General features: G+C 67.8%; 22 protein-coding genes. 12 read left to right on the forward strand and 10 right to left on the reverse strand.

Translation table 11 applies throughout. The features are described from left to right. Positions 1–38 precede the first annotated feature (38 nt). The 8 genes from FHT36_RS16385 to FHT36_RS16420 all read right to left on the reverse strand — a co-directional run bounded on the left by FHT36_RS16385 (position 39) and on the right by FHT36_RS16420 (position 8907). Positions 39–1514: an aldehyde dehydrogenase family protein gene (locus tag FHT36_RS16385; RefSeq protein WP_210257815.1), complete on the reverse strand. Its 1476-nt coding sequence runs from the start codon at positions 1512–1514 to the stop codon at positions 39–41. After that, complete coding sequence (locus tag FHT36_RS16390; RefSeq protein WP_169123577.1) at positions 1511–3124, reverse strand: GMC family oxidoreductase; 1614 nt, start codon at positions 3122–3124, stop codon at positions 1511–1513. The genes FHT36_RS16385 and FHT36_RS16390 overlap by 4 nt, the downstream gene beginning before the upstream one ends. A gap of 267 nt (positions 3125–3391) precedes the next feature. Beyond that, positions 3392–3940 (reverse strand): MarR family winged helix-turn-helix transcriptional regulator, encoded by a 549-nt coding sequence (locus FHT36_RS16395; protein ID WP_169123578.1) that lies wholly within the window; start codon positions 3938–3940, stop codon positions 3392–3394. 34 nt (positions 3941–3974) lie between these two features. Beyond that, the gene (gene guaA, locus FHT36_RS16400; RefSeq protein WP_169123579.1) at positions 3975–5543 is read right to left on the reverse strand and encodes a glutamine-hydrolyzing GMP synthase; all 1569 of its coding nucleotides are present in this window, start codon (positions 5541–5543) and stop codon (positions 3975–3977) included. Positions 5544–5649: 106 nt separating this feature from the next. After that, positions 5650–5871, reverse strand: a complete 222-nt coding sequence (locus FHT36_RS16405; protein WP_169123580.1) for a hypothetical protein — start codon at positions 5869–5871, stop codon at positions 5650–5652. A gap of 597 nt (positions 5872–6468) precedes the next feature. Then, positions 6469–7770, reverse strand: coding sequence for an RsmB/NOP family class I SAM-dependent RNA methyltransferase (locus FHT36_RS16410; RefSeq protein WP_169123581.1), 1302 nt, complete (start codon positions 7768–7770; stop codon positions 6469–6471). Positions 7771–7792: 22 nt separating this feature from the next. Next, positions 7793–8455 (reverse strand): 5'-methylthioadenosine/S-adenosylhomocysteine nucleosidase, encoded by a 663-nt coding sequence (locus tag FHT36_RS16415; protein ID WP_169123582.1) that lies wholly within the window; start codon positions 8453–8455, stop codon positions 7793–7795. Between the two features lie 92 nt (positions 8456–8547). Continuing rightward, the gene (locus tag FHT36_RS16420; RefSeq protein WP_169123583.1) at positions 8548–8907 is read right to left on the reverse strand and encodes a hypothetical protein; all 360 of its coding nucleotides are present in this window, start codon (positions 8905–8907) and stop codon (positions 8548–8550) included. Positions 8908–9111: 204 nt separating this feature from the next. Between FHT36_RS16420 and FHT36_RS16425 the strand changes: the two genes are divergently transcribed. Then, positions 9112–9621: a low affinity iron permease family protein gene (locus FHT36_RS16425; RefSeq protein ID WP_169123584.1), complete on the forward strand. Its 510-nt coding sequence runs from the start codon at positions 9112–9114 to the stop codon at positions 9619–9621. A 12-nt stretch (positions 9622–9633) separates the two neighbouring features. Here FHT36_RS16425 and FHT36_RS16430 read toward each other — a convergent pair whose 3' ends face one another. Further along, positions 9634–11337: a tetratricopeptide repeat protein gene (locus FHT36_RS16430; protein ID WP_169123585.1), complete on the reverse strand. Its 1704-nt coding sequence runs from the start codon at positions 11335–11337 to the stop codon at positions 9634–9636. A 154-nt stretch (positions 11338–11491) separates the two neighbouring features. On the opposite strand from FHT36_RS16430, the gene FHT36_RS16435 reads away from it, so the two are divergent. Further along, positions 11492–12022 carry a gamma carbonic anhydrase family protein gene (locus FHT36_RS16435; protein ID WP_169123586.1) on the forward strand — a complete coding sequence of 177 codons (531 nt, stop codon included), beginning with the start codon at positions 11492–11494 and terminating at the stop codon, positions 12020–12022. A 108-nt stretch (positions 12023–12130) separates the two neighbouring features. On the opposite strand, the gene FHT36_RS16440 is transcribed toward FHT36_RS16435, so the two are convergent. Beyond that, positions 12131–12799: a transglutaminase-like cysteine peptidase gene (locus FHT36_RS16440; protein WP_169123587.1), complete on the reverse strand. Its 669-nt coding sequence runs from the start codon at positions 12797–12799 to the stop codon at positions 12131–12133. 233 nt (positions 12800–13032) lie between these two features. Here FHT36_RS16440 and FHT36_RS16445 point away from each other — a divergent pair, with 233 nt between their 5' ends. The 10 genes from FHT36_RS16445 (at position 13033) to FHT36_RS16490 (ending at position 22868) form a co-directional block, all read left to right on the forward strand. Continuing rightward, positions 13033–13710, forward strand: a complete 678-nt coding sequence (locus FHT36_RS16445) for a TetR/AcrR family transcriptional regulator (protein ID WP_169123588.1) — start codon at positions 13033–13035, stop codon at positions 13708–13710. After that, a complete protein-coding gene (locus FHT36_RS16450) occupies positions 13707–14684 on the forward strand; it encodes an HlyD family efflux transporter periplasmic adaptor subunit (RefSeq protein WP_348644485.1) in 978 nt (325 codons plus the stop codon). Before FHT36_RS16445 ends, FHT36_RS16450 begins: the two co-directional genes overlap by 4 nt. Beyond that, on the forward strand, positions 14681–15661 hold the full coding sequence (locus tag FHT36_RS16455; protein WP_169123589.1) for an ABC transporter ATP-binding protein: 981 nt from the start codon (positions 14681–14683) through the stop codon (positions 15659–15661). The genes FHT36_RS16450 and FHT36_RS16455 overlap by 4 nt, the downstream gene beginning before the upstream one ends. Further along, positions 15658–16794, forward strand: coding sequence for an ABC transporter permease (locus FHT36_RS16460; protein WP_169123590.1), 1137 nt, complete (start codon positions 15658–15660; stop codon positions 16792–16794). The genes FHT36_RS16455 and FHT36_RS16460 overlap by 4 nt, the downstream gene beginning before the upstream one ends. A gap of 314 nt (positions 16795–17108) precedes the next feature. Continuing rightward, positions 17109–18773: a cytochrome-c oxidase, cbb3-type subunit I gene (gene ccoN, locus FHT36_RS16465; RefSeq protein ID WP_169123591.1), complete on the forward strand. Its 1665-nt coding sequence runs from the start codon at positions 17109–17111 to the stop codon at positions 18771–18773. Positions 18774–18783: 10 nt separating this feature from the next. Beyond that, positions 18784–19533, forward strand: coding sequence for a cytochrome-c oxidase, cbb3-type subunit II (gene ccoO / locus FHT36_RS16470; protein WP_169123592.1), 750 nt, complete (start codon positions 18784–18786; stop codon positions 19531–19533). 3 nt (positions 19534–19536) lie between these two features. Beyond that, on the forward strand, positions 19537–19698 hold the full coding sequence (locus FHT36_RS16475; RefSeq protein ID WP_029557082.1) for a cbb3-type cytochrome c oxidase subunit 3: 162 nt from the start codon (positions 19537–19539) through the stop codon (positions 19696–19698). Positions 19699–19702: 4 nt separating this feature from the next. After that, the gene (ccoP, locus tag FHT36_RS16480) at positions 19703–20584 is read left to right on the forward strand and encodes a cytochrome-c oxidase, cbb3-type subunit III (protein ID WP_169123593.1); all 882 of its coding nucleotides are present in this window, start codon (positions 19703–19705) and stop codon (positions 20582–20584) included. 275 nt (positions 20585–20859) lie between these two features. Further along, entirely contained in the window at positions 20860–22323 is a 1464-nt protein-coding gene (ccoG, locus tag FHT36_RS16485; RefSeq protein WP_169123594.1) for a cytochrome c oxidase accessory protein CcoG, read from the forward strand. 26 nt (positions 22324–22349) lie between these two features. Then, the gene (locus tag FHT36_RS16490; protein ID WP_169123595.1) at positions 22350–22868 is read left to right on the forward strand and encodes a FixH family protein; all 519 of its coding nucleotides are present in this window, start codon (positions 22350–22352) and stop codon (positions 22866–22868) included. Positions 22869–22969: the final 101 nt, after the last annotated feature.

Below are 22969 nucleotides of genomic sequence, written 5' to 3' on the forward strand. Positions count from 1 at the left end.
GAGCTGTGTTGCAGGAGGTCGAAGAAGCTTTCAGGTGCTCAGAACGGAAATTCGCGCTGACCCATCTGGATGGTGATCCACTTTTGCTCGGTCAGTTCCTCCCAGGAGGAACGACCGCCCTCGCGGCCGAAGCCGGAGTTCTTGACGCCGCCGAACGGAACATGAGGCTCGTCGGAGATGGTGCAGTCGTTGACATGCACCATGCCGGACTCAAGCCGCAGCGAGATGTTCAGCGCCTTCTGGAGATCGTTGGTGATGACGGCCGCCGAGAGCCCGTAGGCGGTGTCGTTGGCCACCTCCAGCGCCGCCTCGGCATCTTCCACGCGGATGAGGGAGACGACGGGGCCGAAGCTCTCCTCGTGATAGATGCGCATATCGCTCGTCACACCCGAGAGGACGGTGGGCTGGAAGTAACGGCCCTCATGGGTGCCGCCGGTGAGCACCTCGGCCCCCTTCTCCCGCGCGTCGGCGAGCTGGCTGTCGATGAAGGCGCACTGGCTCTCGCGGATCAGCGGACCGACCACAGACGTGGTGTCGCGCGGGTGGCCTACCGTCACGCCCTTCGCCTTGGCCACGAAGCGCTCTGCGAAGGCATCGAAAATGGGGGCTTCCACGATGACCTTGGAATTGGCCATGCAGACCTGGCCCTGGTGCAGGAACACGCCGAAGGCAGCCGCATTCACCGCATAGTCGAGGTCGGCATCCTTCAGCACGATGAGCGGGCTCTTGCCGCCCATCTCCAGGCAGAACTTCTTCAGGTGCTTCGCCGCTTCCACCGCCAGATGGCGCCCGGTGCGGGTGGAGCCGGTGAAGGTCACGAGCTTCACGCGCGGGTCCGCGATCAGGATATCGCCGACCTCTGCGGGAACGCCGGGCACCACGTTCAGCACGCCGGCCGGCAGGCCCGCCTCCTCGAACAGGTCGGCGATGAGCGCCGCGGAGATAGGGGTCTCCTCCGAGGGCTTGAGCACGAAGGTGTTGCCCGCCGCCAAAGCGAACGCGATCTTCTTCATGGAGAGCAGGAACGGCGAGTTGAACGGCGCGATGCCGGCGACCACGCCCAACGGACGGCGGACCGACATGGAAATCTGTCCCGGCTGGGTGACCGGCATGGTCTCGCCCATCACATGGCGGACGTCGCCGGCCGCGCTGCGCAGGCAATCGGTGACGTAGTCGATCTCCCACAGGGCCTTGTTGAACACCGAGCCGCACTCATCGATCAGGATGTCGCGGATCTCGGGGGTGCGCCGGTCGATCACCTCGGCCACCTTCAGCAGCATCTTCTCGCGGGTGCTGGCGAGGCTGGAGCCCCAGGATGCGAACGCGGCGTGGGCGGCCTCAATGGCGCGCGTCACCTCCGGCGCGCCGGCCTGCTGGGTGCGGGCGAAGAGGCTGCCATCGGCCGGGTTGATGCTGTCGGCCGTGATGTTGCGGGCCGAATTCACCCATTGGCCGTCGATGAACAGCTTGTAGGTGCGCACGCCGTCGACGACGTCGTAGGAGGCTGGGTTCATGCGGTGGTTCCGTCACGCTTCGGGGCTGGAAGGGAGTGAGGCAAGGCCAGGTCGCGGGCGATCAGCTCCGCCGCCCGCTCGCCGATGAGCACGCAGGGCGCGAGGGTGTTGCCGCCGGCGATCGCGGGCATGATGGAGCCGTCGGCGACGCGCAGCCCCTCGATGCCGTGCACCTTCAGCGATCCGTCCACCACGGCCATGGGGTCGCGCCCCATCCTGGCCGTGCAGGTCGCATGGAAGTAGGTGCCGGCGGCGTTCCGCAGGAAATTCACCATCTCGTCCGCCGCCAGCGGTCCAGGCATCAGCTCGCGCTTCACAAACGGCCGAAGCGCCTCCGAATGGCCCATGGCGCGGCAGATCTCGATGCAGCGGAGGAGCGCTTTGACGTCCTCTTCCGCGCTCAGGAAATTGGCATCGATCCGCAGCGGGTCGTCGGGGCCGGGCCCGGTGAGCAGCACCTGGCCACGGCTTTTGGGGCGCAACAGGCCCGGCGCCAGAGTGAAGGCCCGGGCGGGGTCCACAGGCAGGTCATAGGCGGGCCGGGTGATCTCGGAGCCGAACGCGCATTCCTCCAGCATGGGCTGAAGGTCGGGCGCCGGCAAAGAGGGATCGCTCTTGCAGAAGAAAGTGAACTCCGCCGAGTTGTTCCGGGGCGGCTCGGGAGTGCGATACTCGAACACGCAGCCAGCCACCAGGATGTGGTCCTGCAGGTTCTGTCCCACGCCCGGCAGATGCTGCATCACCGCGATGCCATAGCTGCCGAGATGGGTGGCATCGCCGATGCCTGACTGCATCAACACCTTCGCGGTATTGATGGCGCCCAGCGAAAGCACCACCTCGTGCCGCGCGCGGACGCGATGGACCGTGCCGGCGTGGTCGAATTCGACAGCGGTGGCGCGCGCGTTCTCGATGACGACCCGGCGCACGCGGGCGCCGGTGACCACCGTCAGGTTCTGCTGGTGGCGGCGCGGTGCGACATAGGCCGAGGCGGTGGTGATGCGCGAGCCGTCGCGGGCGATGTTCACATTGGCTATGGCGGCACAGCCGTCGCTGGCGACCGCCTCGGCATTGTGATCCGCGACCTTGGGAATGCCCTGTTCCTGCGCCGCGTCCAGCAGTCCGTGCACCACCGGAACCGGATTGTCCGGCAGGGTGATCCGCATGGGTCCGCCGGTGCCGCGCAGGGATGAGGCGGGACCGTCCCAATCCTCGATGCGCTTGTAGATTGCGACGGCCGCCTCGTAGCCCCAGCCGTCATCGCCGCTCTCGACAGCCCACAGGTCGAAATCGCTTTTGTGGCCACGCGCCCAGACGAGGCCGTTGATGGCTGAGCCGCCACCCATCACCCGCCCCATGGGCAGGGGCGCGCGGCGGCCGTTCAGCCCGGCGCAGGGTTCGGAGCGGAAGTCCCAGTCCCGTTCGGAGGCGATGTTGCGCATCCAGATCCTGGGGTTGCGCACCTCTTCCACGTCGCCTTCGTCGCCTGCTTCCAGCAGCAGCACCTTGACGTGGGGATCGGCGGCGAGCCGGCCGGCCACCACGCAGCCGGCGGCGCCACCCCCGCAAATCACGATATCGAAGCCCTCGTGGAAGGCTGTCGCGTCACTCATTGGCTGTCCCAAGGGAACCATGCGCTCATTTTCAAATTCGTTGGCATACCGCCGATCTACTTGCATGCGGTGTGCCAACGCCCGCCAGATTCCCGCCGCTCCTTTCAGCTCAAGCTTTGATGATCCGGGGGACGCGCGCGGCTTCTCATGCCGCCAAAGCGGTCATGCCCAAGAGATGCGCATAACACGTCGCATTTGCGTGCAGGGATGGGGATGGCGCTGGTGAAATGCCGATCACCGCGCGCGCACGGCGAACCGAGGCGGGGCTCAGCGCTCGTCGAAGCCGTCGACTGGCGAACGGGTGGTGTCGTTATTGGCGGCCACCAGCCGCCGAAGAGCTTGCAGGAAGCGGCGCCGCTCGCCCGGCGGCAGGGCCTCGACCGTCCGCGCATGGGCCCGCGCCGCGCCGTCCTGCACGCGCTCCAGCCGCGCGCGTCCGGCCTTGGTGAGGGTGACAAGCTTCATCCTCTTGTCCCGAGGCGAGACGGCGCGGCTGATAAGGCCGCGCATTTCGAGGCGCGCCACCACGTCGGCAATATTGGTCCGGTCCAGCCCCACCGCTCGAGACAGCGCGATCTGCTCCACCGCCCCCATTTGGTCGAGGACGGTGAGAAGGGAATACTGCACAGGCGTGATCCCCTCGGCCGCGCATTCCTCGGCGAACAGGGCCGCATGGATCTGGTGCAGGCGGCGGATCAGGAAGCCGGGACGTTCCGTCAGCTCCGTAATGCGCCAGTCTCGCTCCGGTACGCCGGAGGCCTCCCGGTCGCGCTCAGCGCCCGGTCGACCTGATGGCACGGAGGGAGACTTTGCCATAGTATAAATCTCACGGGCGCGGCCTGACCTCAGATCATTCCCACTCGATGGTGCCCGGGGGCTTCGACGTCACGTCGTAGACCACGCGGTTGACGCCCTTGACCTCGTTGATGATACGGGTGGCGGTGCGGCCGAGGAAGGTCATGTCGAAGGGGTAGAAGTCGGCGGTCATGCCGTCCACGGAGGTGACGGCGCGCAGGGCCAGGACGTGGTCGTAGGTGCGGCCGTCGCCCATCACGCCCACGGTGCGCACGGGCAGGAGCACGGCGAAGGCCTGCCAGATCACGTCGTAGAGGCCAGCGTAGCGGATCTCTTCCAGATAGATGGCGTCCGCCTTGCGCAGGATGTCGAGCTTCTCTTGCGTCACCGCGCCGGGGCAGCGGATGGCGAGGCCGGGGCCGGGGAAGGGGTGGCGGCCGACGAAGCTCTCCGGCAGACCGAGCTCTCGGCCCAGCGCCCGCACCTCGTCCTTGAACAGGTCGCGCAGGGGCTCCACCAGCTTCATGTTCATGCGGTCGGGCAGGCCGCCCACATTGTGGTGGCTCTTGATGGTGACGGAGGGCCCGCCGGCGAAGGAGACGCTCTCGATCACGTCCGGATAGAGCGTGCCCTGGGCGAGGAAGTCGGCGCCGCCGACCTTCTTGGCCTCGGCGTCGAACACGTCGATGAAGAGGCGGCCGATGGTCTTGCGCTTCACCTCCGGGTCCTCGACACCCTCCAGCTCCTTCAGGAACAGCTCGGCGGCGTCCACATGGACGAGGGGGATGTTGTAGTGGCCGCGGAAGAGGGAGACCACCTCGTCCGCCTCGGCTTGGCGCATCAGGCCATGGTCCACGAACACGCAGGTGAGCTGGTCGCCGATGGCCTCGTGGATGAGCACCGCCGCGACGGAGGAATCCACCCCGCCCGAGAGGCCGCAGATGACCCGGCCGGTGCCCACCTGCTCGCGGATGCGGGCGATGGCGCGCTCGCGGAAGGCGCCCATGGTCCAGGTGCCTTCGAGGCCCGCCACCTTGCGCACGAAATTGGAAAGAAGGCGTGCGCCGTCCGGCGTGTGCACCACCTCGGGGTGGAACTGCACGCCGTAATAATTGCGCGACACGTCGGCGATGGCGGCGAAGGGGGCGTTCTCGGAGGTGGCCACCACCTCGAAGCCCTCGGGCAGGCGGGTCACGCGGTCGCCGTGGCTCATCCACACGGTGTGGCGCTCACCGGGCCGCCAGACGCCGTCGAACAGGGGCACGGACTTCTGAACCGTCACCTCGGCGCGGCCGAACTCGCGATGGTGGCCCGCCTCCACCGCGCCGCCGAGCTGCGCCGCCATGCACTGCTCGCCATAGCAGATGCCCAGCACCGGCACGCCCGCCCCGAACGCCAAGTCCGGCGCCTTGGGGCTCTGCCCCTCGATCACCGAGGCCGGACCGCCGGAGAGGATGATCGCCTTGGGCTTGAGGCGGGCGATGGCCTCCTCCGCCTTCTGGAACGGCACCACCTCGGAATAGACCCCGTCCTCGCGCACCCGCCGGGCGATGAGCTGCGTCACCTGGCTGCCGAAATCGATGATGAGGACGGTGTCCTGGGAGGTGGCGGGCGCGGCGGTCATGGGCAAGCCTTGGGCGAGAGGGCGGTTTCGGCCCTTCCTTTAGCCGCAAAGCGACGATTCCAAAAGTCAAGCGCCGCGCAGGGCTCGTATGACCGCCCGGCGCGGGTCAGATGCGCGTCCAGTAGGCCTCGCAGCCGGCGGGGGCGTTCACCGCGCCGGAATGCCGGCGCTTCAGCTCGGCGCAGGCGAATGCGCGAGCTTTCTCCGGGAGGCGGGAATTGATGGCGGTGCCGATCTCGTCATAAGGCTCGCCGGAAGCATAGACATAATAGGCCCAGTAGCCGCCGACGAGGACGACCACGAGGAGCAGCAGGCGGATGAGACCCATGGCGCGACGCCTTCTCCTTCACCCGTGCGCGTCACGGGCAAGGCGGGAACGCCGGAGCTGCGGTGAAGGTTCACGCCGGGCCGCTGGATGGGAGCGGAGCGCCAGAGGGGGGCGAGAGGGGAGCAGAAGGCGAGCAAGAGGAAGAGCGGGATGGCGCAGAAGAGGCCGAACATGACCGCCCCCAAAAAAATTCCTAAATCAAAATCGGTCGTGCGAAAGACCTCCGGGGAGTTCGTCCTCATCCGTCCGATCGTATAGGGCGGTCCTTGCTCATAGGTGTAGCGCGTTTTTCTCAGGATTTCCCGTTCGGTCGTAAGCGCCCGCCAGCACCAAAACACCGTTATTGGCAGGCTCCAGATCAATGCGAGTACCCAGATTCTTGAGCCGGTCTTTTGATTGAAGACCCACCCAGGACAATAGGTTCGCGAGGAGTCGATCCAAGCCAGGATGCCGATAATCGTCGCTAGAACAAGGACGCACCCGAGCGCCGCCAGCCGCGTCACCTTCAGCTGGAACTTTGGGGTCAGCTTGGGAAACGGGTTCCAGTCTTCGCTGTAGCTCGGCATGGCACTCATCCCCGGGGCTCAAAAGCCACCTTCACCCCGCCCGCTTCATCACGCTCACGAAGAAGCCGTCCGTGCCGGTGCGGCGCGGGGTCATCAGCAGGCCCTCGCGGCTGGTCAGCGCGGCTTCCGCCAGCGCCGGGCCGGAGGCGCCGAGCGCGAGGACGTTCTCTGTGGGGGAGACGGGGGAGAAATCCTCGCGCTTGTTGAGGAGGGCGCGCACCTGGGCGCCGTTCTCCTCGTCCAGCAGCGAGCAGGTGACATAGGCGAGCCGGCCGCCGGGGCGGACATAATGGGCGGCCTGTTCCAGGATCTTCGCCTGCTCGGCGGTACGCTGGGCGAGGGCGCCGGGGCGCACGCGCCATTTGGCGTCGGGATTGCGCCGCCAGGTGCCGGTGCCGGTGCAGGGGGCGTCCACCAGAACGAGGTCCATCTTGCCTTCGAGATCGCCGAGCACGTCCTCGGCGCCGCGCGGGCTGCGCACCTGCACATTGCGCACGCCGGCGCGGGCCAGGCGCTCGTGCATCGGCTTCAGGCGGCGGATGTCGCTGTCATGGGCGTAGATCTGGCCCTTGTTGTCCATCAGCGCCGCGAATTCCAGGGTCTTGCCGCCGGCACCGGCGCACAAATCCAGCACCTGCCCGCCGGGCACGGGGCGGGCGAGGATGGCGGCGAGCTGCGAGCCCTCGTCCTGCACCTCCACCTCGCCACGCAGGAAGGCGGGCTCGGCGGAGACGGGCGGCGCCTTGCCCTCGGAATCGAGCTTGATGCGCAGGGCCAGCGGAGAGAAGCGGCAGGGCTCCGGGTGAAGGTGGGAGAGTTCCGCCTTCACCGCCTCGGGCTCGCCCTTCAGCGTGTTGATGCGCAGGTCCAGCGGCGCCCGGGCGGCCAGCGCCGCGCCTTCCTCGACCACGCTGTCGCCGAACACATGCCGCAGCGAAGCGTGCAGCCACTGCGGGTAGTCGCCACGCACGAAGGGCGCCGCGCCCTCGAGGCTCGGATCGGCGAGGCGGGCGCGCTCGGCCTCGGAGAGCGGCGCGGGGGCGAAGCGGCCGCCGTCGGCCAGTGCCGCGATGGCGTCCACCGAAAGGCCGCGCATGAGCGCGAGCATGCCGAGCACGAGGGCGCGCGGCTCTTCCGATCCCATCACATGGGCGGCCGAGGCGCGCCGGCGCAGGGTGTCGTAGAGGATGCCGGCGATGGCCGCGCGGTCGCCCGATCCGGCGAAGCGGTGGGAGAGGCCCCAGTCCTTCAGCGCATCGGCGGCGGGGCGGCGGCGCGCGGAGAGGTCTGCGAGGATCTCGATGGCGGCGGAAAGGCGGGCGGCAGGGGTCACGGTGGCTCTTCTGGTTGTCGGGTCAGGCCTGCGTCGCGGTGGGGGCAAGCCCTTCCGCGGTCAGCTGCCGGGCGAGTTGGTCAAGCGCGAGGGCCAGCTTCTCGTCGATGATGTGGAGATATTCGGTCCAGTCGGCATAGCCGGTCAGCTCGGCCTTGCCGTCGCTGATGCCGCGCAGACCGAGGAGGGGCACGCCGTGGCGGCGGGCGGCGCGCAGCACGGCGAAGGTTTCCATGTCCACCATGTCCTCGGGAATGGCGTCATAGGCCGCGCCCGAGATGATGGCCCCGCCGGTGGAGAGGGAAGCCTCCGGCACGCCGGCGATGCGGTGGGGTAGCTCGATCACCACCGGCTCATCGAGAAAGGGGGTCTTGCCGCGCTCGAAGCCCAGCGCCGAGGCATCCATGTCGCGATAGGCGACGCGGGCGACCTGATAGACCTCGGCATGGTCCAGCCGCCGCGAGCCGGCCGAACCCAGCGTTACCACCAGGTCCGGATGGCGGCCCTGATGGTGCAGGATGGCGAGCGCCCGCGCCGTCTCCACCGCCGCCTCCACCGGCCCGACGCCGGTGATCAGCGGGTCGATGCGAGCCTTGAGGTGCTCTCCATATTCCTGGCTGGTCGCCATGACGAAGAGGACGTCATGGCCGCCGAAGGCGAGGACGTGGCGGGCGGGATCGGTCATCGCAAGTTCCAGTGCGAGCACCCCTGCGGGCGCCCCGGGCGCAAGGACGAGACTCCTCGGACGCCACGGCGCGCCTGTCAACCGCCACGCTGTCAGATGGCGAGGAGGATGGCGAACGCAAACAGCACCCACATGAGCGTGAGCACCGCAAGGCTCGCAAGGTCGAGGCTGACGCCGCCGATGCCGCGCTCGGCCCGCAGCTTGGGGGAGAGTATCTGGGGGAAAGCGGAGGCAAGGCGCAGCAGCACGAAAATCCAGGCCAGCACGACGAAGGCCACGTCCGCCTTGCGGGTGAACAGGGCGAGGGCGGTGAGCGTGTAGAAAAGCACGGCGGCGAGGCCCGCGCGCAGCCCGTCCGCCGTCACCTCGGTGGAGCGCACCGCGCGCAGCAGCACGGCCAGCACCAGTGCCACATGCACGAAAAGCGGGAGAAGGATCATCTGAACGGTCATGAATGCCTCCGGGGAGCGCGACCTGGCATCGTATTCGCCAAGCGCGAGCGCTGCCACAGGCGGAACCGCCGGCGCGTCCGTTCGTTCCCTCGCCGCAGTCTTTCCCGTGGGGGGCTCTCTCTGAAGGGAATCCCGGCGGGCGAATGCATCGGCGCGCGGCGTCCCGTCCTGGCACGGCCACGCGGCCGCGCGGAGGCGTCGCACATGAGCCATCAGCAGGATATCCGGGAGTTGCGGCGCAAGGTCGAATCCGGCCGCGCCCCGCGCCCCTTATTCACCCGCGTGTCGCAGGCGGTCTCGCGCTATGCCGGAAAGCCCGTCACCTTCATCATCGCCGTTCTGGTGCTGGTGGTGTGGGGGCTCACGGGGCCGATCTTCGGCTTCAACGATACCTGGCAGCTGGTCATCAACACCTCCACCAGCATCGTCACCTTCCTCATGGTGTTCCTCATCCAGAACAGCCAGAACCGCGACACGGCCGCGCTCCAGATCAAGCTGGACGAGCTGATCGCCCGCCTCGATGGCCCGCGCGAGAGCCTGCTCGACCTGGAGGATCTGGACGAGGAGATGCTGGAGCGCCTCAGGCTGGAATATGCGCTCCTCGCCGACAAGGCGCGGGAGGACGGGGACAGAAGGGGTCGGGTGCCCCTCTCCGAGGCGCCGGAATGCGATCCCGGCCGGGGGAAGGCCGAAGGCGCGCCGGCGGCCGGCTGAACCGACCGCCGTTCAGAGCGCCGCAACGGCAAACGCCTCGGGCGGGGCTCCGGCGCGCATCCGCGTCGCCATGGTCTCGTAGGCGCTCTCGATGTGGCGGGCATAAAGGTCCACGGCGAACAGCGGCGAGGCGGGCAGTCCCGCCTGGAGGCGGGCGCGCACCTCGGCAAGCGCCGCGGGATCGCGGGCGAGGGCAATGGCAAGCGCCTCGAAAGCCTCGGGCGTCAACGTCGCGAGATCGCCGACGCCCACCTGCCGCATGAGGCTGTCCGCCACCCGGGAGGCGAAGGAGCGGCCGGTGCGGGTCACGATGGGCACCCCGCGCCGCAGCGCATCGCTGGCGGTGGTGTGGGCGGTGTAGGGGAAGGTGTCGAGGAAGATGTCCGCGTGGCCGATGCGGGCGAGATGCTCCTTCAGCGGCACGCGCGGCGCAAAGACCAGCCGCGACGGGTCGAGCCCGCGCCGCGCGGCCTCGCGGCGCAGATTGTCGTCGGTGCCGGCCCGCCCCTCCAGCAGCCAGAGCACCGATCCCGGTACGGCGGCGAGGATGCGGGCGAAGCTGGAGAAGGTGTCCGGGTCAAGCTTCCAGGCAGCGTTGAAGGAGACGAATACGAAGGCATCTTCCGGCAGACCGCAGGCGGCGCGGCCCGGCGGCTCGGCGACGGGCAGGTCGGGATCGTTCGGCTGGTAGCAGTGCGGCAGCTGGACGATCTTCTCGCTGTAGAAGGGCGCATCCGAGAACGGCAGCACCACCGGATCACCGATCACATAGTCGAAGAAGCTGGCCCCGCTGGTGCCGGGATAGCCGAGGAAGCCCACCTGCACCGGCGCGGGGCGATGGGCGAACAGGGCCATGCGTTCGCCCTGGGTGTGGCCCATGAGGTCGACGGCGATGTCGATGCCGAGTCCGGCAATCTGCCGGGCGATGTCCTCGGTGCTCGCCTTCTCCACGTCGATGAAGCGGTCCACGGCCCCCTTCACCCGCGCCCGCTCGGGCGAGCCGTCGTCCGGGCCGATGGAGACGGCGGTGATCTCGAACCGGCTCCGGTCGTGGCGTTCCAGCAGGCCGGCAATGAGGTGGGTGGTGGGATGGATGCGGAAGTCGGCCGAGACGTAGGCGACGCGGATCGGCCCCGTGGCGGCGCGCCGGGCCGCGTGATCGAAGACGAGCGGCCGCGCGGGCTGCTTCTCCGCCTCCACCCAGCGCCGTGCCCCGGCGAGATGCATCGCGGGGTCGTCCAGATAGAGCGTGAGGAAGGGAATGGAGGGCGCGCTCTGGCCGATGGCGCCGAGCCGCAGGTTCTCCAGAAGCCGGTCGTGGCCGCGCCAGTCGCAGGTGCCCCGGCGGGCCGGAAACAGCACGTTGGCCGCGAGCGGAAGCGAGGGGTCCCGCGCAAACGCTTCGCCCATGGCGGCGACTTCCTCCGCCTCGCGCTTGAGCGCGCCATAGGCGAGGGCGAGATTGTAATGCAGCTTGGCGTCGTCCGGCCGGCGCGTCAGCGCCTTGCGGTAGAGCTCGATGGCCTCCAGCTCCCGGCCCTGCCGGGCCCGGCAGATGCCGAGCAGCTGGATGACGTCCGCATGGTCCGGGGCCGTCTTGAGGATCTTGCGATAGGCCCGCGCCGCGTCCTCATACTGCCCGCGCAACTGGTGCTGGTAGCCGTCATAGAGCAGCTTCGCGAGCGCAGGCGGGAGCGGGGGAGGGGGCTGGGACATGGTCTCGACTGACTGGGCTCGGCAGGGGGAAGGGCGGGCCCCGCGCGAACGCAGGCGCCGGGCGCCTCTAGCATGCGGGCGCCGTTGGCGATAGGCAGGGGCTGGCGCGCCCGGCCGCCACGCCGGCCACCGACCGATCTTCTGGAGGAACCCAATGCCGCTTTATGCCCTCGACGGCATCGCCCCGGAGCTGCCAGCCTCGGGCAATTTCTGGATCGCCCCCAACGCCGTGCTCATCGGCCGGGTGATCGTGAAGGAGGGCGCGAGCATCTGGTTCGGCGCGGTGCTGCGCGGCGACAACGAGCCCATCGTCGTCGGCGAGGGCACGAACATTCAGGAAAACTGCGTCCTCCACACCGACCCCGGCTATCCCATGACGCTCGGGCCGAAGGTCACCATCGGCCACAATGTGACGCTGCATGGCTGCACGGTCGGGGAGGGGGCGCTGGTGGGCATGGGCGCGACCGTGCTCAACGGCGCCGTCATCGGCGATCACTGCCTCGTCGGCTCCATGGCGCTGGTCACCGAGGGCAAGACCTTCGAGCCCTATTCGCTCATCGTCGGTGCGCCGGCCAAGGTCGCCCGCACGCTGGACGAAGCGGCGGCCGAGCGGCTGATCGCCACCGCTGCCGGCTACCAGCACCGTTTCCCGCGCTACGCCGCCGGGCTCGAGCGCATCGACTGATCGCCGGACAGGAAACGCAAAACGGGCCGGAACCGCGGCGTCGGTTCCGGCCCGTTTTCGTCTCGCAGAGGCAGAAGCCGGCGAGGCGACCCGTTGAAGGTCAAGCTGTCAGCGGCCGGTGCCCACCACCGGCGGCACCCGCGTCTCGCCGAGGGACACCCACTGGGAGGGATCTTCCTTCGACTGGCGCTTCACGAAGCGATAGCCCGTGTCGGTCCAGGTGTGGATGTTGGCTTCCTGGTTATCGAGGATGAGGTCGCCCTTGTCGGTGACGACGGTGAGCACGGCATGGCCGTCGCCCTCATGGTCGCGCACCACGGTGATGAGTAGAACCGAAGTCGGCCAGCCGGCGTTGATGAGGCGGCGGCGCTTTTCGAGCACATAGTCCTCGCAATCGCCGCGACCGTCGTCGGGATAGGCCCAGCGCTCGGTCTCGCCGTAATGGTCGAGGTCGGTCTCGGGCTGGACGATCTCGTTGACGGTGCGGTTGACGCGCTCGAGTTCGGCCTTGCGATCGGCATCGAGCCGGATGGCGGGAATGACCGGGCCGGCCGAGCGGCAGTCGGCGCCATTCTCGGCGCAGAAGCGGACATAGCCGGACGGGGAAGAGGTGTAGCGCCCGTCGGCCAGATGGCGCGGTGCGAAGGCCGCGGCGAGGTTGGCGAGACGGATCTGCCCACGGGCGTCCTGCGCGGCGGCGGGGACGCTGGCGCCCAGAAGCGCGACCCATACGGTCAGCGCCAGAGGAAGGCTGAGGAGCGAAAAGCGCTTCGACATTGCCGGGGGTCCGAGCGGAGTTAACAAAAAGATAATGCCTCAGGCCGTCGCGCTTGGCTCCGTCAACCTTCTGTTAACCTTAATGGCCCGGTTTTCCGTTACCCCCGGATTTTGCGATCTTTCGCCGCTGTTGCGCCGCGGCCACCCGTTTCAGGGCCCTGACGCTGCGCCAACCCTTGGAGCGCACCGCCTTCGGTGCTAATGACTGACGGGTCAGTCATTGCGAGGCGCCCATGGCGCGAAGCCCTTCAGACGCACGGGAGACGCAGCCGGAGCCGCAGGCCCCGCCACGGCGGCGGCGTGCGCCGGCCATGGACAAGGGCGAGCGGCGGCGGTCCATCCTTGATGCGGCGCTGGCGGAGTTCTCGGCCCACGGCTTTGCCGGGGCGCGGCTCGACGACGTGGCGCGGCGGGCCGGCGTCGCCAAGGGCACGCTTTATCTCTACTTCTCCGACAAGGAGGCCCTGTTCCGGGGCCTGGTGGAGGAGAACCTGTCGCCCGTCCTCGTCGATGCCGGCGGCATGGTGGCGCTGTTTCCGGGGACCACCCGGGAGCTTCTGGACCTGCTCATCGAACTGCTCGCCCAGCGGGTGCTGGAAACGCCGGCGCAGGCGCTGGTGCGCCTAATGATCGCCGAGGGGCCGCGCTTCCCGGAACTGGCCGCCTATTATCATCGGGAGGTGGTGGTGCGCGGCCTTGCGCTCATCCGTGCCATCGTTTCCCGCGGCATCGCCCGCGGCGAGATCGACAGCGATATTCCCGCCCGCTTCCCCCAGCTCGTCATCGCCCCCGCCATCGTCGCGGTGGTGTGGAACAGCATGTTCGGCGCGTTCGACCCGCTCGACGTGCGCCAGTTCCTCGCCGCCCATCGCGACATGATCCTGCGCGGCCTTGGATGGAGAGAGACGTGACACGCGCTCCCGCTTTGTGCGCCATGCTTCCCCGTGCCCTTGCCCTCGCCGCTGCGCTCGGCCTTGCCGGCTGCGATGGCGACAGGGCAGGGGGCTTCTCCGGCTATGTGGAAGGGGATCTGGTCTTCATCGGCCCCACCGAGGCCGGGCGCGTCAGTGCGCTTTTGGTGGAGGAGGGGGCGCAGGTGAAGGCCGGCCAGGTGCTGGCGAAGGTGGAGGACGATCTCCAGACGGCAGACCGGGACGCTGCCGCCGCCCAGCTCAAGGAGGCCGAGGCCCGCCTTGCCAATGCCCGCTCGCCCCTCCAGCGGCCGGAGGAGGTCGCGGTGCTGGAAGCCTCGGAGCGGCGCGCCGCCGCCGCTCTCGACCTCTCCCGCATCGAGCTGAACCGCCAGAAGACACTGGTGCCCAAGGGCGCGTCGTCCCAGGCCAATCTCGATTCCGCCCAGCACCAGTACGACCAGAACCAGGCCGCCCTCGACGAGGCGCAGCGCCGCATCGCGGCCGCCCGCATCGCCTCGCGCAATCAGGACATCGACGCCGCCGAGCAGGCCGCGCAGGCGGCGAAGGCCAACCTTGCCGCAGCCCAGATCCGGCTCGACCGCCGCTCGGTGAAGGCTCCGGCGGATGGCCCCGTGCAGACCGTCTATTACCGGCCCGGCGAGATGGTGCCGGAAGGCCGGCCCATCGTCTCCGTGCTGCCGCCGGGGCTGGTGAAGGTGCGCTTCTTTGTGCCCGAGGCGCAATTGCCGAAGGTGGCGGCCGGTGCCCCGGTCACCGTCACCTGCGATGGCTGCGCGCCGTTCACCGCCAAGGTGTCCTTCATCGCGGCGCAGGCCGAATATACCCCGCCGGTGATCTACAGCCGCGAGGAGCGCTCCAAGCTCGTCTATATGGTGGAGGCGCGGCCCGACGATCCGGCCAAGGCGAAGCCCGGACAGCCGGTGAATGTGAGCCTCGGAGCCACGCCGTGAGCGCGGCGCCGGCACAGGCCGGCCCCGACCCGGATGTGGTGATCGAGGTGGAGGGCCTCTCCAAGAGCTTCGGCGGGCACCGCGTGGTGGACAACCTCACCATGCGGGTGCGGCGCGGGCAGATCTACGGCTTCCTCGGTCCCAACGGCTCCGGCAAGACCACCACCATCCGCATGCTGTGCGGGCTGCTGACCCCCGACGCGGGGCGCGGCACCTGCCTCGGCATGGACATCCTCACCGAGTCCCGCGCCATCCGCGAGCACGTGGGCTACATGACCCAGCGCTTCTCGCTCTATCAGGATCTCTCGGTACGGGAGAACCTGGAGTTCGTCGCCCGCCTCTACGGCGTGCCGCAGCCCGAGGCGGCGGCAAGTGCGGCCCTGCAGCGGCTGGGGCTGGAAGGGCGCGGCAAGCAACTCGCCGGCGCGCTCTCCGGCGGCTGGAAGCAGCGGCTCGCGCTCGGCGCCTGCATCCTGCCCGGCCCGGACCTTCTCCTCTTGGACGAGCCGACTGCCGGCGTCGATCCCCAGGCGCGGCGCGAGTTCTGGGAGCAGATCCACGACCTCGCTGCCGAGGGGCTGACCGTCCTCGTCTCCACCCATTACATGGACGAGGCGGAGCGCTGCCACGAGATCGCGTACATCGCCTATGGCAAGCTGCTGGCCCAAGGCACGGTGCAATCGGTCATCGCCGCCGCCGGCCTCACCACCGTGACGGTGGAGGTGAAGGGCGAGGCGGGGCAGGAGGCCGGGCGCCTCGCCCGTGACCTCGCCCGCGACCTGTCCCAGCGTGCGGGGGTGGACATGGTGGCCCCCTTCGGCACGGCCCTGCACATCTCCGGCCGTGATGCCGCGGGGCTGGAGGCGGCCCTCGCGCCCTTCCGCTCGGACGCGCGCCTGGCCTTCCGCGCCGATGCGCCGACGCTGGAGGACGTGTTCATAGACCTCATGCGCCGCTCCAAGGACGAGATGCGATGAGTGTGCGCGCCGCCCGGGGCGGCTTCTTCACGCGCGTCGGCGCCATGATCGTGAAGGAATTCATCCAGCTCCGCCGCGACCGGGTGACCTTCGCGACGATGATCATGATCCCGCTGCTGCAGCTGATCCTGTTCGGCTACGCCATCAACACCACGCCGCGCCACCTGCCCACGGCCGTCTTCACCCATGAGAACAACGAGGTGAGCCGCGCCATCCTCGCGGCGCTGCGCAACACCGCCTTCTTCTCCTTCGTGCGCGAGGTGAAGAGCGCCGAGGATGCCGAGCACATGATCCGCGCCGGCGAGGTGCTGTTCTTCGTGGAGATCCCGGCCGGCTTCGAGCGGGCACTGCGGCGGGGGGATGCGCCCCAGCTGCTGGTGGCGGCCGATGCCACCGATCCGGTCGGCTCGGCCAATGCGCTGGCCGCGCTCGCCGGCGTGGTCAATTCGGCCCTCGTGCGCGAGCGGTTCGTGGATGTGCCGGGCAGCGCGGCGTTCGAGATCGTGCAGCACCGGCGATACAATCCCGCCGGCACCAGCCAGCTCAACATCGTGCCGGGCCTGCTCGGCACCATCCTCACCATGACCATGCTGATCTTCACCGCTTTGTCGGTGACGCGCGAGATCGAGCGGGGGACCATGGAGAGCCTCCTCTCCATGCCGATCCACCCGGTGGAGATCATGCTGGGCAAGATCACGCCCTACGTGCTGGTGGGCATCCTGCAGGCCCTGCTCATCATGGGCGCGGGGATGATTCTCTTCGGCGTGCCGCTCGAGGGCAGCGCGATCCTGCTGGCGGTGGCGACGCTGCTATTCATCGTCGTCAATCTCTCCATCGGCTACACCTTCTCCACCCTGGCGCAGAACCAGCTCCAGGCGGTGCAGATGTCCTTCATGTTCTTCCTGCCCTCCATCCTGCTGTCGGGCTTCATGTTTCCGTTCTCGGGCATGCCGCTCTGGGCGCAGTGGATCGGCGAGGGGCTGCCGCTCACCCACTATCTGCGGATGGTGCGCGGCATCCTGCTGAAGGGGTCCGGATTCTCGGACCTGACCACCGATGCGGGCGCGCTGGTGGTGCTGATGCTGGTGGCGATGGCCATAGCCGTGGCGAGATTCCGGCAAACTCTGGACTAAAAGCCGTGCGGCATGTGGCCGCGAAGCTTTGGCGCTTGCCCGATTCCGTCCTGTGGAAAATAGTGGTCCCCGTGGTGGAGCCTGGAGGCGTTCCAGGCTCACGCGTCCAGCGTTTGCTTGATGGCTATGCGACCCGATGTCCGCTGCGCTGCGGCATTTGGTGAGGTGACTTGCGACGGCCCGCCACAGCGCACATCCGTATTTCGCCGGGCATAGCCTTTGACATGCGTCAAGGTGAAAAACGGTCCTAGGGCGATGTACTGCGCCCTAGTCCCCCGGGTGTAGTTCTGCGCTCCGGCGTGAAGGGTCCACAGATGACAACATTGCAAGCTCCAATCCAGCCCCCGGCGAAGTCGTTGAGGTGGGGTGAGGGCGCTCTCATCGGGGTGTTCTCCCTCTTCGCCCTTTTCTCGATCGTCGTGGCGGCGAAGGCCTACACGCCGGAATATGCATTCCATGCCTACCTGTTCGCCGCGGCGAGCATCGCGTCGGTGTTCGCCATCGGCAACCGCTACATGAACCGCCCGGCGGGCGCGGTGCCGCAGTTCATCGACGGCAAGCCCAACTACAATATGGGCGTCGTGAAGTTCGCGACCGTCGCCGCCGTGGTGTGGGGCATCGCCGGCTTCCTCGTGGGCGTCATCGCCGCACTGCAGCTGGCCTTCCCGATCGTGAATCTCGACCTGCCCTGGATCTCGTTCGGCCGGCTGCGCCCGCTGCACACTTCGGCGGTGATCTTCGCCTTCGGAGGCAACGTGCTCCTCGCCACCTCGTTCTACGTGGTGCAGCGGACTTCGCGCGCCCGTCTCGCCGGCGATCTCGCCCCCTGGTTCGTGATCCTCGGCTACAACTTCTTCATCGTCATCGCCGGCACGGGCTATCTGCTCGGCATCACCCAGGGCAAGGAATACGCCGAGCCCGAGTGGTATTCGGACCTGTTCCTGACGGTGGTCTGGGTCACCTATCTGCTGGTGTTCCTGGTGACGCTTCTGAAGCGCAACGAGCCGCATATCTATGTGGCCAACTGGTTCTACCTTGCCTTCATCATCACCATCGCGGTCCTGCATCTCGGCAACAACGCGACCATCCCGGTGTCGGTCTTCTCGCCGAAGTCCTACATCCTGTGGTCCGGCGTGCAGGACGCCATGTTCCAGTGGTGGTACGGCCATAACGCGGTGGGCTTCTTCCTGACCGCCGGCTTCCTCGCCCTGATGTACTACTTCATCCCCAAGCGCGCCGAGCGGCCGGTCTATTCCTACCGCCTGTCCATCGTGCACTTCTGGGCGCTGATCTTCATCTACATCTGGGCCGGCCCGCATCACCTGCACTACACGGCTCTGCCGGACTGGGCGCAGACGCTGGGCATGACCTTCTCGGTGATCCTGTGGATGCCCTCCTGGGGCGGCATGATCAACGGCCTCATGACGCTCTCCGGCGCCTGGGACAAGCTGCGCACCGATCCCGTCATCCGCATGATGGTGGTGGCCGTCGCCTTCTACGGCATGTCCACCTTCGAAGGCCCGATGATGTCGGTGAAGGCGGTGAACTCGCTCAGCCACTACACCGAATGGACTATCGGCCACGTGCATTCCGGCGCGCTGGGCTGGGTCGCCTACATCTCCTTCGGCGCCATCTACTGCCTGGTGCCCTGGCTCTGGAACAAGCGCGAAATGTATTCGGTCAAGGCCATCAACTGGCACTTCTGGGTCTCGACCCTCGGCATCGTGCTCTACATCTCCTCCATGTGGGTGGCGGGCATCCTGCAGGGCCTCATGTGGCGCGCCTACACGCAGCTGGGCTTCCTCGAATACTCGTTCATCGAGACGGTCGAGGCGATGCACCCGCTCTACGTGATCCGTGCCCTGGGCGGCATCCTCTTCCTGACGGGCGCTCTCATCATGGCGTGGAACGTCTGGAAGACCATCACCACCCCCCAGACCGCAGCCGAGCGCGAGCTCGCCCTGCAGGCGGCCGAGTGAGGAGGCGAGCATGGCAACCCAAGGCACCTCCATCTGGTCCAAGCACCAGATCTTCGAGAAGCACTCCTACTGGCTGATGCTCGGCATCCTGGTGATGATCTCCATCGGCGGCCTCGTCGAGATCGCGCCGCTCTTCTACCTGAAGAGCACCATCGAGAAGGTGGAGGGCATGCGTCCCTACACCCCGCTCGAGTTGGCCGGCCGCAACATCTATGTCCGCGAGGGCTGCTACAACTGCCACTCGCAGATGATCCGCCCGCTGCGTGACGAGGTGGAGCGTTATGGTCACTACTCGCTGGCGGCCGAGAGCATGTACGACCGCCCGTTCCAGTGGGGCTCCAAGCGTACCGGTCCCGATCTCGCCCGCGTCGGCGGCAAGTATTCGGACCTGTGGCAGGTGGAGCACCTGAACAACCCGCGCTCCGTGGTGCCGGCCTCCATCATGCCGAGCTACCCGTGGCTGGCGAAGACCAGGCTCAACGCCAAGCACATCGGCGAGGAGATGCGGGTCCAGCAGGTTCTCGGCGTGCCCTACACCGACGAGATGATCGCCAAGGCGCAGGACGACCTGAAGACCCAGGCGACCACCGATGCGGCCGACTCCGACGGCCTGCAGAAGCGCTATCCCAAGGCGCAGGGCCGCGACTACGACGGCAATCCCGGCGAACTCACCGAGGCCGACGCGCTCATCGCCTATCTGCAGATGCTGGGCACGCTCGTCGACTTCAAGCTCTACGACAACCAGGCGAATGTGAGGTGATCGATGCACGACACCTATCTCGGCCTCGCGGCCTTCGCCCAGACGGGGGGCCTGATCCTCTTCGTCGTCGCCTTCCTGCTGGTGGTCGCTTACGCCTTCTGGCCCTCTAAGGCGAGGAAGAAGGAATTCGACGACGCCGCCAATATTCCGCTCAAAGAGGATTGATCCCGTGAGCACGACCAACGACACCCACGGCAAGGTCGACCAGGCAACCGGCGTCTCGACCACCGGTCATGAATGGGATGGCATCTCCGAACTGAACAACCCGCTGCCGCGCTGGTGGCTGTGGGTGTGGTATGCCTGCATCGTCTGGGCGATCGGCTACTGGATCCTGTATCCGGCCTGGCCGCTCGTCTCCTCCGCGACGCCGGGCATCCTCGGCTGGCATTCGCGCTCGGCGGTGGCGGTGCAGATCGCCGATCTCAACGCCATCCGCTCCGAGAGCGCCGCGAAGCTCGCCAACGCCTCGCTCGAGCAGATCGAGCAGACGCCGGCGCTGCTCTCCCTCGCCCGGGCCCAGGGCCGCGTCGCCTTCGCCGACAATTGCGCGCCCTGCCACGGCGCGGGCGGCGGCGGTGCCACCGGCTTCCCCAACCTCAATGACGACGATTGGCTGTGGGGCGGTTCCCTGGAGCAGATCCAGCAGACCATCGAGCACGGCATCCGCGCCAACGATCCCGACACCCGCCAGGGCAACATGCCGGCCTTCGGCAAGGACGGCATCCTGCAGAAGCCGGAAATCTCGGCGGTGGCGGACTATGTGCGCACCCTCTCCGGCATCGCCAAGCCCGGTGCGGACTACGACAAGGGCAAGGAGGTGTTCGCCTCCAACTGCGCCGCGTGCCATGGTGACGACGGCAAGGGCAACCAGGAGATGGGCGCCCCCAACCTCACCGACGGCATCTGGCTGTACGGCTCCGACAAGGCCACCATCGAGTATGGTGTCATCAATGGACGCGGCAACGTGATGCCGTCCTGGCACGCGCGCCTCGACCCGACCACGATCAAGGCTCTCACCGTCTACGTCCACTCGCTGGGCGGCGGACGCTGAGCCTGAAGCTCCGGGGCCTCGCGCCCCGGACGCGCCGGCGGCCAGCCTTCCGGGCGGACACGCGCACCGTCCGGACCAGGCCGCGCGGCGGAGATGCCAAAAGGTCGCGCGACCAAACGTCGGCGCGACCTTTTGCTTTGGGGATCGCATTTACATTCTAAGATATGAATGTAGCGCTGCGGATCGGAGACGGGGGTCTTCGAATCTGCGCCCGAGGGGCAAGGCCCCGATACGTACGGCCGGTCCGTCTTGACCGGCGAACCGCGGTGAAGATGATGACTGCCCTGTCCACCAAGTCCCAGGACAAGAAGGCCCCCGTGGTCGTGAGCGGCGACGACGACATCCCGCTCTACGAGGCCCGGCGCCAGATCTATCCCCAGAGCGTCCACGGCCGCTTCCGCACCATCAAGTGGGTCCTGCTCGGGATCACCCTCGGCATCTACTATCTGCTGCCCTTCGTGCGCTGGGACCGCGGGCCGGACGCGCCCAATCAGGCCGTGCTCATCGATTTCCCGGCCCGTCGCTTCTATTTCTTCTTCCTCGAGATCTGGCCCCAGGAATTCTATTACGTCGCCGGCCTGCTCATCCTCTCCGCGCTCATCTTGTTCCTGATGAATGCGGTGGCCGGCCGTGTGTGGTGCGGCTATCTCTGTCCGCAGACGGTTTGGACCGACCTGTTCATGGCCGTGGAGCGCCTGATCGAGGGCGACCGCCGCGAGCGGATGATCGCCGACGCCCAGCCCTGGTCGATCGACAAGTTCGCCCACAAGACGCTGAAGCACTCCATCTGGCTGCTGATCGCCTGGTGGACCGGCGGCGCCTGGGTGCTCTATTTCGCCGATGCGCCCACGCTGGTGGTCGAGCTGGCCACCTTCCAGGCGTCTGCCGTGGCCTACATGTCCATCGGGGTGCTCACCTTCACCACATACGCGCTCGCCGGCCACATGCGCGAGCAGGTCTGCACCTATATGTGCCCCTGGCCGCGCATCCAGGCGGCGCTGACCGACGAATACGCGCTCAACGTCACCTATCTCTACGATCGCGGCGAACCCCGCGGCTCGGTGAAGAAGGCGGCCGTGCTGCGCGAGAAGGGCCTGCCCGCCGGCGACTGCGTGGATTGCGGCCAGTGCGTCGCGGTGTGCCCCACCGGCGTCGATATCCGCCAGGGTCTGCAACTGCCCTGCATCCAGTGCGGCCTGTGCATCGATGCCTGCAACACGGTGATGCACAAGATCGGCCGTCCGGGGAACCTCATCACCTATGAGAGCGAGGCGAACCTTGAGGCGCGGGCCGCCGGCAAGCCCTTCGTCCAGCGCATCCTGCGCCCGCGGACCATCCTCTACGGCGTGCTGATCGCCTTCGTCTCCGGCCTCATGCTCACCGCGCTGATCGGGCGCTCGACGGAAGGCGTCTCCGCCATCCACGACCGCAACCCGCTGTTCGTGCGGCTCTCCAGCGGCGCGATCCGCAACGCCTACACCATCCGCCTCATCAACAAGAAGCTGGAGGAGCGGACCTTCATCCTCTCCGTCGAGGGCGTCCCCGATGCCAGCCTCGAAGTGATCGGCGACAATGCGGACGGCCTCACCATCGGACCGGACCAGACGCGGGAGGTGCGCGTGCTCGTCACCACCGGCGACAAGCTCCCGCCCGCGGCTTCCCTGCCGGTGACGTTCCGCATCCGCGACAAGGCCTCCGGCCTGTCGGCCTCCGTCACCGACCATTTCATCGGCCCCTGAGCGGGCCGCACGAAGGGAAACACACCATGGCTCGAGCCTCTGCCCCGGCCGCCAGCACCCCGAAGCCACCGCGCGAGCTGACCGGCCGCGCGGTGCTCGCCATCCTCCTCGCCTTCTTCGGCGTGGTCATCGGCGTCAACGTCATCATGGCGCGCTTCGCCGTCACCACCTTCGCGGGGGTGGAGACGGAAAGCTCCTACAAGGCCGGCCTTGCCTTCACCGCCGAACATCAGGCGGCCGAGCGGCAGGCGGCCATGCACTGGAAGGTGGACGTGTCGCTGGGCTCGCCCGGCGGCGGTGCCCGCGAGGTCAACATCATCGTGCGCGACGCCACTGGAAAGCCGCTCACCAACCTCGTCGCCGATGGCGTGCTCGCCCATCCCACCGACGCCCGCCGCGATGTGGTACTGGACCTGGAACCGCTGGGCGACGGCCGCTACAGCGCCCGCACCCAGGCCGGTGCCGGACAGTGGGATCTGGTGATTGATTTTGCGCAAGGCGGCGAACGGGTCTTCCGGTCCAAGAATCGTGTGCAGCTTCCGTAAGCCGCTTGAACGGGCAACCGGCATCCTCCGGGCCTCCCGAGGCGGCATCGAGACTGCCGGGCGGCCACCGTCCAGTGCCGCCCGTGCCTTGGGTACGAGAG

Origin of the sequence: Xanthobacter sp. SG618 (genome assembly GCF_012932745.1) — a bacterium.
Lineage (GTDB): Bacteria > Pseudomonadota > Alphaproteobacteria > Rhizobiales > Xanthobacteraceae > Xanthobacter > Xanthobacter flavus.

Excerpts from the sequence above, each read along its gene's own strand:
- FHT36_RS16385 (WP_210257815.1), bottom strand. The coding sequence starts at position 1,514 with ATGAACCCAGCCTCCTACGACGTCGTCGACGGCGTGCGCACCTACAAG.
- ccoN (WP_169123591.1), top strand. The coding sequence starts at position 17,109 with ATGACAACATTGCAAGCTCCAATCCAGCCCCCGGCGAAGTCGTTGAGG.
- FHT36_RS16460 (WP_169123590.1), top strand. The coding sequence starts at position 15,658 with ATGAGTGTGCGCGCCGCCCGGGGCGGCTTCTTCACGCGCGTCGGCGCC.
- FHT36_RS16445 (WP_169123588.1), top strand. The coding sequence starts at position 13,033 with ATGGCGCGAAGCCCTTCAGACGCACGGGAGACGCAGCCGGAGCCGCAG.
- FHT36_RS16395 (WP_169123578.1), bottom strand. The coding sequence starts at position 3,940 with ATGGCAAAGTCTCCCTCCGTGCCATCAGGTCGACCGGGCGCTGAGCGC.
- FHT36_RS16405 (WP_169123580.1), bottom strand. The coding sequence starts at position 5,871 with ATGGGTCTCATCCGCCTGCTGCTCCTCGTGGTCGTCCTCGTCGGCGGC.
- FHT36_RS16420 (WP_169123583.1), bottom strand. The coding sequence starts at position 8,907 with ATGACCGTTCAGATGATCCTTCTCCCGCTTTTCGTGCATGTGGCACTG.
- FHT36_RS16475 (WP_029557082.1), top strand. The coding sequence starts at position 19,537 with ATGCACGACACCTATCTCGGCCTCGCGGCCTTCGCCCAGACGGGGGGC.
- ccoO (WP_169123592.1), top strand. The coding sequence starts at position 18,784 with ATGGCAACCCAAGGCACCTCCATCTGGTCCAAGCACCAGATCTTCGAG.
- FHT36_RS16435 (WP_169123586.1), top strand. The coding sequence starts at position 11,492 with ATGCCGCTTTATGCCCTCGACGGCATCGCCCCGGAGCTGCCAGCCTCG.
- FHT36_RS16490 (WP_169123595.1), top strand. The coding sequence starts at position 22,350 with ATGGCTCGAGCCTCTGCCCCGGCCGCCAGCACCCCGAAGCCACCGCGC.
- FHT36_RS16430 (WP_169123585.1), bottom strand. The coding sequence starts at position 11,337 with ATGTCCCAGCCCCCTCCCCCGCTCCCGCCTGCGCTCGCGAAGCTGCTC.
- ccoG (WP_169123594.1), top strand. The coding sequence starts at position 20,860 with ATGACTGCCCTGTCCACCAAGTCCCAGGACAAGAAGGCCCCCGTGGTC.
- guaA (WP_169123579.1), bottom strand. The coding sequence starts at position 5,543 with ATGACCGCCGCGCCCGCCACCTCCCAGGACACCGTCCTCATCATCGAT.
- FHT36_RS16440 (WP_169123587.1), bottom strand. The coding sequence starts at position 12,799 with ATGTCGAAGCGCTTTTCGCTCCTCAGCCTTCCTCTGGCGCTGACCGTA.
- FHT36_RS16390 (WP_169123577.1), bottom strand. The coding sequence starts at position 3,124 with ATGAGTGACGCGACAGCCTTCCACGAGGGCTTCGATATCGTGATTTGC.
- FHT36_RS16425 (WP_169123584.1), top strand. The coding sequence starts at position 9,112 with ATGAGCCATCAGCAGGATATCCGGGAGTTGCGGCGCAAGGTCGAATCC.
- FHT36_RS16415 (WP_169123582.1), bottom strand. The coding sequence starts at position 8,455 with ATGACCGATCCCGCCCGCCACGTCCTCGCCTTCGGCGGCCATGACGTC.